The organism is Rhizobium sp. SVR5-9E, from assembly GCF_056755095.1.
In genome coordinates this window covers 68686-81141 of the sequence record NZ_JBNDHS010000008.1, presented here as the reverse complement: position 1 = coordinate 81141, position 12456 = coordinate 68686, and the positions used below count along the sequence as shown (strand labels likewise).

At 60.1% G+C, this 12456-nt stretch carries 10 protein-coding genes and 1 pseudogene; 5 read left to right on the top strand and 6 right to left on the bottom strand.

From position 1 onward, the window contains the following. Nucleotides 1–5 precede the first annotated feature (5 nt). The 4 genes from paoC to ACPYOJ_RS06845 all read left to right on the top strand — a co-directional run bounded on the left by paoC (nt 6) and on the right by ACPYOJ_RS06845 (nt 4203). Nucleotides 6–2201, top strand: a complete 2196-nt coding sequence (gene paoC, locus ACPYOJ_RS06860; protein ID WP_481415574.1) for an aldehyde oxidoreductase molybdenum-binding subunit PaoC — start codon at nt 6–8, stop codon at nt 2199–2201. 445 nt (nt 2202–2646) lie between these two features. Next, nucleotides 2647–3252, top strand: coding sequence for a divalent metal cation transporter (locus ACPYOJ_RS06855; RefSeq protein ID WP_481415608.1), 606 nt, complete (start codon nt 2647–2649; stop codon nt 3250–3252). A gap of 257 nt (nt 3253–3509) precedes the next feature. Further along, complete coding sequence (locus ACPYOJ_RS06850) at nt 3510–3854, top strand: hypothetical protein (RefSeq protein WP_481415573.1); 345 nt, start codon at nt 3510–3512, stop codon at nt 3852–3854. A gap of 79 nt (nt 3855–3933) precedes the next feature. After that, nucleotides 3934–4203, top strand: a complete 270-nt coding sequence (locus ACPYOJ_RS06845) for a hypothetical protein (protein ID WP_481415572.1) — start codon at nt 3934–3936, stop codon at nt 4201–4203. Between the two features lie 1039 nt (nt 4204–5242). Here the strand turns inward: ACPYOJ_RS06845 and ACPYOJ_RS06840 are convergent. After that, a complete protein-coding gene (locus tag ACPYOJ_RS06840; protein ID WP_481415607.1) occupies nt 5243–7294 on the bottom strand; it encodes a response regulator in 2052 nt (683 codons plus the stop codon). After that, complete coding sequence (locus ACPYOJ_RS06835; protein WP_481415571.1) at nt 7278–8786, bottom strand: ATPase domain-containing protein; 1509 nt, start codon at nt 8784–8786, stop codon at nt 7278–7280. The genes ACPYOJ_RS06840 and ACPYOJ_RS06835 overlap by 17 nt, the downstream gene beginning before the upstream one ends. A gap of 262 nt (nt 8787–9048) precedes the next feature. Between ACPYOJ_RS06835 and ACPYOJ_RS06830 the strand changes: the two genes are divergently transcribed. Beyond that, a complete protein-coding gene (locus ACPYOJ_RS06830) occupies nt 9049–9549 on the top strand; it encodes a DUF892 family protein (RefSeq protein WP_481415570.1) in 501 nt (166 codons plus the stop codon). A gap of 137 nt (nt 9550–9686) precedes the next feature. On the opposite strand, the gene ACPYOJ_RS06825 is transcribed toward ACPYOJ_RS06830, so the two are convergent. The 4 genes and pseudogenes from ACPYOJ_RS06825 to ACPYOJ_RS06810 form a co-directional block, all read right to left on the bottom strand. Next, the gene (locus ACPYOJ_RS06825) at nt 9687–9914 is read right to left on the bottom strand and encodes a hypothetical protein (protein WP_481415569.1); all 228 of its coding nucleotides are present in this window, start codon (nt 9912–9914) and stop codon (nt 9687–9689) included. 62 nt (nt 9915–9976) lie between these two features. After that, entirely contained in the window at nt 9977–10444 is a 468-nt protein-coding gene (locus ACPYOJ_RS06820; protein WP_481415568.1) for an Hsp20 family protein, read from the bottom strand. Between the two features lie 170 nt (nt 10445–10614). Then, entirely contained in the window at nt 10615–10956 is a 342-nt protein-coding gene (locus ACPYOJ_RS06815; protein ID WP_481415567.1) for a hypothetical protein, read from the bottom strand. A gap of 209 nt (nt 10957–11165) precedes the next feature. Beyond that, nucleotides 11166–12456, bottom strand: a pseudogene (locus ACPYOJ_RS06810) (alpha/beta hydrolase).

The window sequence follows — 12456 nt, the reverse complement described above, 5'->3', positions numbered from 1 at the left end:
AAGCCATGCAGTTCGACACGCCAGCAACGACCAATCCGATCGACCGCCTCAAGGTCATTGGCCAGCCGGTCCACCGTATCGACGGCCAGCTCAAGACCACGGGCCAGGCCAAATACGCCTACGAATGGCATGATCCGAGCACGCGTTACGCCTATGGATATCCGATCGGCGCGGCGATCGCCAAGGGCCGCATCAACTCCATCGATGTTTCCGCCGCGAAGAAGGCGCCAGGCGTACTCGCCGTCGTGACGGCGCCTGACGTCGGCGAGCGAGAAAAGGGGAAGTTCAACACCGCGAAACTGTTCGGCGGTAGCGAGATCCAGCATTATCATCAGGCGATCGCCGTCGTTGTCGCGGAAACATTCGAACAGGCGCGTGCCGCGGCAGCGCTCGTCAAGGTCGACTACGCGCAGGAGAAGGGGGCGTTCGATCTCAAAGAGGCGATGAAGTCGGCAGTGAAGCCCGAATCCGGCGATCCCGACACGGCCGTCGGTGATTTCGACGCCGCCTTCAAGGCTGCACCGGTCACCCTCGACCAATCCTATACGACACCGGACCAATCGCATGCGATGATGGAGCCGCACGCCTCTATCGCAGCCTGGGACGGAGACGAGCTGACGGTCTGGACGTCGAGCCAAATGATCGACTGGTGGCGGTCTGATCTCGCAACGACCCTCGGCATCGATAAGGAAAAGATCCATCTGATGTCGCCCTTCATCGGCGGCGGGTTCGGCTCCAAGCTGTTCGTGCGGGCCGACGCCGTCCTTGCCGCATTCGGCGCGAAAGCTGCCGGGCGTCCGGTCAAGGTCGCGCTCCCCCGGCCGTTCCTCATGAACAATACGACGCACCGCCCAGCGACGATCCAGCGCATTCGCATAGGTGCCGAGCGCGACGGAAAGATCACGGCGATCGCCCATGAGAGCTGGTCGGGAGACCTGAGTGGAGGCCAGCCGGAGACGGCCGTCAACCAGACCCGGCTGCTTTATGCCGGCGTCAATCGGATGACGGCGATGCGGCTTGCGACGCTCGATCTTCCCGAGGGCAACGCGATGCGGGCTCCGGGCGAGGCCTCAGGCATGATGGCGCTCGAGATTGCCATGGACGAGATGGCGGAGAAGCTGGGACTCGATCCCGTCGAGTTCAGGGTTATCAACGATACGCAGGTCGATCCGGAAAAGCCGGAGCGTCCCTTCTCCCACCGCAACTTCGTGGGCTGTCTGAAGCTGGGCGCGGAGCGCTTTGGATGGAGCGGCCGCGGCGAACCCGGCTCGCGCCGCGAAGGCAACTGGCTGATCGGCATGGGCGTTGCGGCGGCCTTCCGCAACAATTTGCTGCTTCCCTCGGGCGCCCGCGTCCGCCTCGATCGCAAAGGCGTCGTCACGGTCGAGACTGATATGACTGACATCGGCACGGGCAGTTACACCATCATCGCGCAGACCGCAGCCGAGATGATGGGCGTAACGGTCGACAGGGTCGGCGTTCACCTTGGCGATTCCCGTTTTCCGGTTTCTTCGGGCTCCGGCGGCCAGTTTGGAGGAAACTGTTCGACCGCAGGTGTCTACGCTGCCTGCGCCAAGCTGCGGGAGGCCGTCGCCCAGAAGCTCGGCTTCAATTCCGAAAACATCATCTTCGAGAACGGCGAGGTTAGGTCCGGCAACAGGTCGGTGTCTCTCGCCGAGGCCGCCGGTGCTGAAGGCCTTGTCGGCGAGGACACGATCCAATGGGGCAAGCTGTCGGAGACCCATCAGCAGTCGACCTTTGGCGCGCACTTCGTCGAGGTTGGCGTGGATGTTACCACCGGCGAGACGCGGATCCGCAGGATGCTGGCCGTCTGTGCGGCGGGCCGAATTCTCAACCCGATTACCGCGCGCAGCCAAGTCATCGGTGCCATGACCATGGGCACCGGCGGCGCATTGTCCGAGGAGCTCGCCGTCGACACCCGCCACGGATTCTTCGTCAATCACGACCTGGCCGGCTATGAAGTCCCGGTGCATGCCGACATCCCGCACCAGGAGGTGATCTTCCTCGATGAGACGGATCCGATGTCGTCTCCGATGAAGGCGAAAGGCATTGCGGAGCTGGGTATTTGCGGCGTCGCCGCCGCGGTTGCCAATGCCATCCATAACGCGACCGGCATCAGGGTCCGCCATTATCCAATCACACTCGACAAACTCATCGGTGGTCTGCCCGATCTTGCATAGCGCTTCTGCCGGCGTTAGAACGCGGTCGTCAAGCGCGGAAATTTGGTGATCGACGTCTCACCTGACCTTCGTCCCGGCGCCGGCTAGGTACTTTCGCCGAAATTCTTGGCTTCGCCGCCGCCTGCCTCGCGGCGGCAGTGTCGCGCTCGGGTGGTAGCTGACGGCTACTTCTGCGGCCATGTATCCGGCGGCGTACTAGCGCGGCGCTTTACCGTCGCGGATGGTGAAGGTGTCTCGGATGGCACTATCGACAGTCGAATAGCCGCCGGACATACCGTCCCTATGGGCATGGAGGTTCCGCAACAAGCGGAATGCGCCGAGCTCCGCCTCTTTCCCCAGTGAAACAACGGCCAAAGGAACAGCGGGGCTGAGGTTCGCGTTACCCTTCGCCGGGTAGCGCGAGGAAAAGCATGCAAGAGGCGCAGACGTCGAAGTTCTTCTCAAAATTTGCCACGCCGCCGTCTGGCTGCTGCTATGGCGCGGCACGTTCGGAACGATCGAAAAGGGAGTGTCGGCGCTCGGACTGATCGTGCTCTCGTTCGTGGTCGCGATGTTCGTAATGGGGCCGCCGTGGCGCGAAGTGACGAGGGGCGCAGTCCCGTCTCTTCCCGACAAGGACGGAGCGCATTACGCCTTCATTGGAGTCAGCATCCTCGGGGCCACGATCTCCAACTATCTGTTCTTCTTCTATTCGTCCGGGGCTATCGAAGAAAAATGGGACAAATCGTATTTTGGAATAAACAAGATTACCGCGACGTTCGGCATGGCGTTTGGAGGTGCGCTCTCCGTCGCCATCATCGTCCTTGCCGCCATGGTGTACCCTCCCTGCGGCATCGAGGACATCGAAGGCTACGAGCAGATCGCGATGATCCTGACCCCAGCCCTCGGCACCTGGGGGCATCTACATCTTTTCCCTTCGCTGCTGATCACCTGTTTCGGCGCCGCGCTGGAGCTGAGCCTCGCCCAGGCCTATATCACCACCCAGGGGTTCGGCTGGAACTGGTCCGAGGACGCAAAGCCAAAAACCGATCCCGCCTTCAACCTCGTCTAGACGGTTGCCACCGTTATCGCCGTCATTCCCATCGACGCCGGTCTCGATCCCTTGCGGGTCACCATCTTCTCGATGGCAATCACTGCCATGAGCCTTCCTCTCGGCGTCATCCCGTTTCTGTTCCTGATGAACGATAAGGCGTTCGTTGGCGACCATACGAATCGCTGGATGGGTAACGCTGTCGTCCTGTTCATCATTGGACTGGCCTTCGCTCTTGGCGATCGTCACTGTACCGCTGCAAATTTTGGGAGGCTGACATGCACCCCGTGCGAGACATTCTCGACAAGCAGCTTGTCGATAAGACAAAGATTCGCGTTGGAAGGGCCGACGGCATCGTTCTGCGCCTCGATGAGCACGGGCGGCCCAGAGTCGAAGCGGTCGAACTCGGCGCGTCGACCTTGGCCAGGAGGCTGTTGATAGGCGTCGGTCTTCGCGCGCTTGTTCGCGATCGAGGCGGCGGATATCAGCTCGCCTGGTATCACGTCGTCGACGTCGGTGTCGACATAACCGTCGATGCCGACCGCCGGGAACTGCCGTTGGAGCGTTGGCAGGAGCGGCTTCGTCGAAGCGTTCTGCCCTGGATTCCGGGCGGGCTGTCATGAGCGAGCTATTTCTCCAGGATCTGCTGGGCGCCCGGGTGTTAGGGCGCGGCAACGAGGTGGTCGGACGCATCGAGGAGTCGTGGCGGAAGAGCATGGCGACGAACTTTTCATCGTCGAATATCACGTCGGGACCTTTGCGCTTCTTGAAAGCCTGGCTTCGTCCTCACTCGCCCGTGCCGTCCTCGGGGTTGTCGGTCTTCGCTCAGGTGACGGACTGGCTGTTCCCTGGGACCAACTCGATCTTTCGAACACCGCTACACCGAAGTTGCTTTGTGACCCGCGGCAACTGAAGCCGCCTCGTCGCTCGTCTCCAATCGCCTGGTGGGCGAAGCTCCGGCAAAGCAAATGACACCTCCTGACAATGCGGCGCCGGCCCAGCTACTCCACCAGCGCCAGCGCAGCAATTGACGGTTGAGGTTCGGCTTGACAGCGTTCTGTCAGCCTCATATCGAGTGGTGAATTTGTCTCGGGCGGCTGACCATGGATGTACTGCCAATAGTGTGAGACGGATGGAGCAAGGTGGCACGGGATTTCGGTCCGGCCTTTTTTCGTTGTCCGTGGGCTGAAGACCGCGAAGTTGCGTGAGGCCCGGCATGGGAGGAAGATCGCAAGGTGCCCTTGTCCGCCAGCCCTCACGAGGACCCCGCATCTTGGAGAGGTACTCATGAGTTAATCAAGCGTGGGTCTTCCACTCGGCCCTGGCATATCAGCAGCCAGCAAGCCAGACGCTGAACACTCGTCGCTCTTCCGTTTGGGTTCATGGTCCTGGACTGAGTTCGACAAGTAGGTCGTGCCGGAAAATCTTTGCCAGCCGCCGAAACATTCGCGTCATCTGATCGTTCAGTTGTCTGGGCCGCGCACCGGGGCTTACAGCTCGGCCTCTTCAGCGCCCTTCTGAAAGGTCGCGAGGTCACTGTTTCCCCTCGTCTTACTCGCTCCGCCGAGGCTTCGTTTGACCATAAGGTTGCGCACTGGAACGCATTGCCTCCCCGGCTCGTTAGTTTGGCGGATTGCGTGTCTTGGCGACGCCCGCCAGCGCATCCAGCCAGCGAAACTGGCGACTTGACCCCGCAGGCACTCTCCACCAGCCGCGGGTCTCTTTTTGTACGCCATCTGACCGGAACGGCGAGTTATTTCAGTCATTGATCAGAATTGCCGCACGGCGGTTTTCCTCACCTCAGCTCGTGCTGATGCCTTTCAGTCTGGCGCCGCGTGGTTTCCGCGTCCCCTACCTGCCCCCTTGGCGGTACTTTGACCCTCTCTCGCTAATTCGCCGCATTCCCGCCCCACCGGATCGGACGCACGACACGGGAGCTTCATGACGGAGACCTGCGATGACGACATTGGAAGGCGGTGGCCTCACTGCGCTATGACCGACCTGATTGGCGCTAACCTTGCAAAGCGTTGGAGATCTCTGTTGCGAGCTGATGCTGGGTGAATGGTTTTCCTAGCCGCACGGCATCAATCTGCGCATCCGACGGCAGGTCCGCGTACCCGGTCGCCATTAGGACCGGCAGACCCGGGTGCAGCTGCCTTGCAACCCTGGCTAGTTCGACGCCGTTCATGCCTGGCATGGAGAAATCGGTGATAAGCAGATCGAACTGCTCGCCGCTCCCGAGTAACTCGAGCGCCTCGGCTCCCGAATGGGCTTCTACAACTTCATGGCCGAGGTCGAGCAACATGTCCGCGGAACTCATGGCAATCAGCACGTCATCGTCGACCAGGAGAACTCGTTTTGATGCGGTATTCGATTCGATGCCAATTGGCCGCTCTTTTTCTTCGACCTCTGCCGCAGTCCCGTTGGCGACTGGTATCCATAGTTCGGCCGTTGTGCCGGCTCCTGGCGTGCTTCTGAGGGTGAAGCGGCCGCCGAGTTGAAGAGCCAAGCCGTGGATCATCGAGAGCCCGAGTCCGGTACCCCTGCCAAGTTCCTTTGTGGAGAAGAAGGGTTCGACTGCCTTTGCAAGAGTCTCCGCGTTCATGCCGGTTCCGCTGTCGGTCACTGACAAGATGACGTAATGACCGGCTGCAAGGTCAACGCTGCCCTCATTCAGCAGGTTCGCAGCCAGTGCGATCTTCAACGAGCCCCCCTCGGGCATGGCGTCGCGGGCGTTGACGGCGAGATTGAGCAAGGCGAGCTCGACTTGGTTGGGGTCGGCGAGAACTGGCGGGAGGTTGTCCGGTAGCTCTCTATCCAAAACAATCATTTGTCCGACGGACCTTCCAAGAAGATCCTCCATGTCCATCACGAGCTTCCGAAGGTCGACGGGTTTGACCTGCAGGTCCTGGCGTCTTGCGAAGGCAAGTAGTCGCTGTGTTAAAGAGGCTCCCCTCCTAGCTCCCTGGAGCGCTCCGTCGACCAGCCTGAGCATGCGCTCGTTGCCCGCGACGGCCTTGCGCAGAAGTTCGAGATTTCCGAGGACTGCCATCAGAAGATTGTTAAAATCGTGGGCGACTCCTCCTGTCAGTTTGCCGATCGCCTCCAGCTTCTGGGATTGGCGAAGCTGCTCTTCGGCCCTTTCACGTTGTGCGACCTCGGCCAGGACAGCCGCGTGAGCCGCCTCCAATTCGGCAGTCCGGGCTGCAACCCGCTCCTCCAGGACTTCGTTCATCTTTTGCTGCTGCGCCTGCGTGTTGCGACGCTCGGTGATGTCCGCCGATACTCCGACCATCTTGACAGCTTCGCCCGCTCTGTTTCGGTAAAGCTGAGCTCTGAGCTCGACCCAGCGGATTGAGCCGTCCGGCCACAGCGTCCTACATTCGATCGCAAAGTCGACGCCGGTCTCGATGGTAGCAGCTAAGGCCTCTTGCATCCGTTGAAAATCGTCGGGATAGATGCTGGACAAAAGGTGCTCATATGTGAACGGATCGTCTTGTCCTCTACCGAAGATCGCCCGGCACATCGTCGAGGTCGTCAGTATCCGGCTGCCGAGGGCGAGCTCCCAGGCGCCGAGGCTGCCTGCCTCCAGCGCCGTCTGCAGTTGGCGTTCCCCTTCGCGCAGCGCCTCAATGCGAGCGCGCGCTTCATACTGGCGGCGGCGCCCTCGCATTGCCGTATGGGCGACGCTGATGAACGTCGTGGCGTGGAACGGCCTTTCCAGGAAGCTGACGTTGCCAAGGACCTCGGAAAGGCGCGCTGCAGCAGGATTGCGTTCTGGACCGCCACCCCGTTGTGTCAAGACTATGAATGGCATGTCCGACCAGCTCGGCTGCTGCTTTATCCATTCCGACAAGGGCTTCAGATCGGCGCTTCGCAGCGCCTCTTCAGTCACGACGACGAAACCAGTAGCCTCGTCGAGCTGGCGCAATAGAGAGGGCAGATCGGCCACAGCCTGGCCGGACACACCAGCCTCCTCGAGCAGCGATGCGGCAATTTGCGCGTCCCTTCCGGATGGCGCTAAGATGAGGTTGACTACGGGCTGGTCAGGAATGTTCGCGATCCTCGTTCGAATCCGACAACAAAGAGTGGCCGTCGCCAGCGAAGGTGGGAACGCCTCGGAGAACTCCTTGAAATGCGGAGAGAGGTTCCCCCACCATCAGCCCCCGCTCGCTGATTGAGAATTCCCGGATCGTCTCCTCGTGTCTACCGGTGCGCTTCTTGATGACGGAAACGGCCCTGCGAACTTTGCCAAAAGCTTCGAAGTAACGCAGCAGGATGACCGTGTCAGATAGATATGTGACATCGACTGGGGATTTCATATCACCGACCAGCCCGTGCTGAGCGACCGTGAGGAAGGTCGCCGCGCCCTGCCGATTCAAGAACTGGAGTAGTTCGTGCATGTGAAGGATGAGTGCGTTCTCCTCGGGCATCGCCGCCTGGTAGCCGTTAATGCTATCGATCACGACCGTCTTCGCATCGAAGTCAGCGACACGGTCACGGACCCGCTGCGCAAACTCCCCAGGAGAAACCTCCGAAGCATCGAGCTGTTCTATGTGGATGTTCCCTTCGTCTCTCATACGTTCGAAGTCAAATCCCATGGATTTCGTCCGGGCGAACAAGAGTCCGAGCTCCTCATCGAAAACGAAGACAGCGGCCCGCTCCCCGCGGTTAACGGCCGCGTCGACGAACTGGAGCGCAAAGAGGCTCTTGCCTGTTCCAGCAGGACCGATCAGCAAGGTACTCGATCCACGCTCAATCCCTCCGCCGAGCAAGCCGTCAAGTTTGGCGACGCCGCTTCCAAGCATACCGCGAGAAAATTCAGCCTTGTGCTCTAGTGCTCGAAGCCGTGGAAAGACCCGGACGCCGCCCGTGTGGATGACGAAGTCGTGAAAGCCACCACGAAAGGATCGTCCGCGGTATTTCATGATCCGCAGACGCCTGCGTTCCGATCCGTATTCCGGCGCAAGCTGTTCAAGATGAATGACACCGTGAACCACGCTGTGAACAGTCTTGTCGAGGGCGTCCGAGGTCATGTCGTCGAGAAGGAGGACAGTGGCTCCCGACTTCGCAAAGAAGTGCTTCAGCGCGAGAATCTGGCGTCGGTAGCGCAATGAACTCTGCGCCAAAAGGCGGATTTCCGAGAGGCTATCGATCACGACGCGGCTGGGGCGGAGCCGCTCAAAAGATCCGAAGATCATCTTTGTTGTTTCGCCGAGTTCCAAGTCCGAGGAATAGAGAAGACTCTGCTGCTGGTCGGCGTTCAGCAGGCTTTCAGGCGGTACCAGTTCGAAGATCTCGATCTTTTCGTCAAGTTCCAGATTGTGGGATGCCGCGGTACCCCTCAGTTCCTCCTCCGTTTCCGACAGAGTAATGTACAGGCACCTTTCTCCGAGTGCTGCGCCCTCGAGGAGGAACTGAAGGGCGATCGTCGTCTTTCCCGTTCCAGGCGCGCCCTCGAGAAGAAATACATGTCGGCGGGTCAACCCGCCGCAAAGAATTTCATCCAGGCCAGCGATGCCAGTTTTTGCCTCGGTCCTCCGACGGTCGCTCATTTCATTCTCCCATTACCGGCTTCCAGCATTTATGTTCCCGCTTGCTGCCAAAGTGCCTAAACCTTCCATTTCGACGTCAATGACACTCCGGCCTTCATACTACAGTCTTTCTGGCTAGCGCCTGGCGATGATCGCTTCCTAACCTAGCCGGCGGTGGACCGTTCTCCCGCTCGCGAGCTTCTCTCCAAATGATCTCCTTGTTTAGCATTGGTGCCGCCGCATTCTGCCTCATCGTTCGCGCGATCCGATAAGCTTATCTAGGGTGCACCCGCAGAACAGCAATGCACCTGCCGTTGAGCCTTTAGCCGCTTCGGACGATGCTGCATCAGTGGCCATTCGGATAGAAGAGTTGCCGACGGGGCTTATGACTTCAATGGTGACGGTTCCCCACATTGAAGGATATGGCTTACCCTTCACCGGGTCGATGGCCGCTCTTGGCCACGCCGTGGCGGGGGGCGAGATTCTGAAGGACGCATTTGCCAACATTGCTTTCGAGAACTTCGAGATCGCCGCTCACAGGTCCCTGCTCACCATAGCCGAAGTGGGCAATCCTGCGCCGCGACGGCGGGCCTGCAGGCAAACCTCGCCGAAGGATAAGGCGATGGCGGCATGGCTTGACGAGAACTTGGCCACGCTGACGCAAAATTTCTTTCGCTGGGAGAAGCTGGTGAGACGGCGAAGGTGTATTCAAAGTTTCCTCTGGGCCGATCGTCCTTGCGGCAAGCGCCGTATTGTCCGAGTGCGGTCCGTTTTTTCGGTGTGACGTTTACGAACTGCGGCGAGTTCGTTTGAGACACACAGCCGACGGAAACAAAGACCTAGAGGTGGAATGACGATAGACACGAAGTAAGAACGGCCGCCCGGTTCACAGGCGGCCGCAACTATACTGTGGTCGCGGACTCAGAACGCCTGCGTATGACCCTGGTCGCCTTCGACCATGATCCGGAGACTCTCCGGATCGCGAATACCCTGCCGATAAAGCTCGACCAGTGTAGCGGCTATCCGCTTGGCTTCTTCCGAGTCCTTGGCAACTTTAGCCTCCTGAAGAAGTCGATCGAATAGGGGCTGGCAGGCAGCAAGATCGCGCTCATCGAACGGCGCGAGGTTCTTCACATTGACCGTCTTCATGTCTGTAAGCCTCGAGGCTTTTGCCGCCGCAGGGACGGCGTCTGCCTTCTGCAGGGTGTTTGTTAAGCGACCTGTTGTTCGGCTGCGATCTGCAGAGGCGCCTGAGCCTGGCTGTCGTCGCCAATCGCGATCTTGCGCGGCTTCATCGCCTCCGGGACCTCACGCTTCAGGCAGATATTCAGAAGACCGTTCTTCAGAGAGGCGCTTTCGACCTTCACATGTTCGGCAAGCTCGAACCGCCGCTCGAAGCTGCGGCCGGCCAAACCACGGTGCAGGTATTCGCCCTCAGTCTCCTGAGTCTTCTCGCCCCTCACCATGAGGACGTTGCGTTCCTGGGTGACGTCGAGGTCCCCTTCTCCATAGCCGGCGACCGCCATGATGATGCGATAGGCGTCCTCGTTGGTCTTGACGATGTCATAGGGCGGCCACGTCTCCGCCTGAAGACGTTGCGCGTTGTCGAGGAGATTGAAGACGCGGTCGAAGCCGATGCTGGACCGGTAAAAGGGTGCGAAGTCGAACTCTGTTCTCATGACCATATCCTCCGTAAAGCAACATGGAAAGGAGACGCATCGGAAACCTGCGTCTCCGAAATTTCGGCCCCCGTCTGGGCTGCCGCTAAGATCGATTTGGTTTGCCAACTTTCCGGTTTCAAGAGGGTATCCAAGAAAATTTTTGGGAGCGAACAAACACCTGCATGAGACTACTTCAGAGACTGAAAACGTTCTACCGATTCAGCTGCTTTTGCAGCTGTTGGGAAGCGGTATCGAGGCCACCGAGCAGGGACTGAGGAGGCACTCTTTTGAGCCCCGAAGAACCGCGAGCGGGCTGAGCCAAGGCGATCGGCGACCTGGGCGATAACGCGCAAAAAGCCAAAGGCCGGCGCCGCTTGTTCACCATGATGATCATCACCGGCTTCCTTCAGGCAGCTCGCTGCATCGCGTCGTTCACCAGGCGCGAACGCGGGGAAGCGCAGACTGGTCTCCAGGAAATTTTCGGCGATGGCATCGCGGATCGCAGCCTTGGAGGGGAAGATTTTGTACACGCTCGCCGGGACCTGCCAAGAAGCCGCGCGACGTCCGTGACGTTTGTCTTCGATGGTCCGTACAGCCGGCAACGCGACGGTGCCGGCTTTCGACGATCCGGGCGTATTCAGCCCGCGCCCGGCGTCTTACAGTCCTGGTGATTCCATCGCCCGATCCCAACGAATCCTTGCCAATCGAGGATTCATCCCTTCGGTTGAACGGCTACCGTTCAGTACGAAATCTGCCCGTCCTTTATGGTTGCGCCGTCGGATGTGAGCTCCTCCTTCAGGATCTCTCGCGCCTCCAGGCTGATGACAGCGACTGGCGCCGCGACGGCAAGGCGCGCCGCCGAGCCTGCAAAATTTGCTGCAGTCACCCCGATTTGGTCCGCGACGCTTGCCTTTCCGCCATCCAGGCTCTGCCCGGCCAGCCGCCGCCCGAGCAGGCGCACGATCTCCGGACTATCGGCGAAGGCATTGTGGCCGAGCGGGTCGTTCGTCGCGACGGCGCTGGTGTCGATGACGGAAACGCCGAGTTCGTCGAGAAGAGGCGCATAGGGTCCAAGATCGGAATCACCGACGCGGTCGACGCCACCCGATAGCCAGCTCGAAACCTCCAGAGCTTTGTCGTGTTTCGACGTTAGGATTGCGAACTGCGGCCGCTTAGGGCCCCATCTCCATGAACTGACGGCGAAATACATCAATGTCGATGTCCGGCGATGCCAGGATGACATTCTTGACCTTCGCCGGGATCGACTTCTCGCGCATGGCGACGCCGCGCAGGGCCTCCGCCGCAAGCCAACCGCCCATGGAGTGAGCGAGGATTGTCACATCGGAGACGTCGGGACTTTTCACAGCCTGGAGGATCAGATCCTCCAGAGCCCGGCGCGAGTAGTTGGCGCTTTCCTTGTCATAGAGGTAGTCGAAGACGCGCCCCCTTGACGGCCAGGTGAAGAGGATCGGCGCGGCGTCGGTTCCCGAGTCATGGACGATCTGCGCGAAGCGGAAGACCGCGTCGGCATAGGTGTTGTTGAATCCATGTACGAAAATGACGACCTGATTCCTGGAGTTTCGGTTCCGACGGTACCAGTCCAAGGCCTGTCCTTCGGACTGGACCTTGGCGACCTGCGTGACCGCGAATTCCTTTTGCGGGTTGGGCGGCATGCGCGACGGCCACTGCACCTCCCCGACCTTGCGGTTTCGGTCGGGAGGTATGGAGACATCGACGCTGTTGAGGGAGATCGCCGTCCCGCGGTCGCCGGAATAGAGCTTGCCAGGATCCTCCGACGGCTTGCGCGTCGTAGCGACCAGCATGGTGACCCGAATTGTGCCGGTCGGGGCCATGGCGAGAGGCTGAAGGACATCCTGCACCCGGTTGGCGCAACCCGATGCAACGAGAGATAGGACTACAAGGATTGGGACGGTTCTGCATGCGCAATGAAAGGCAGCGATCGTCGCGGTGAGGCGATATCCGGTGAAATCCTGGGCAATGCGCCCAGGGAGCGAGAGCGGTGACGTCAT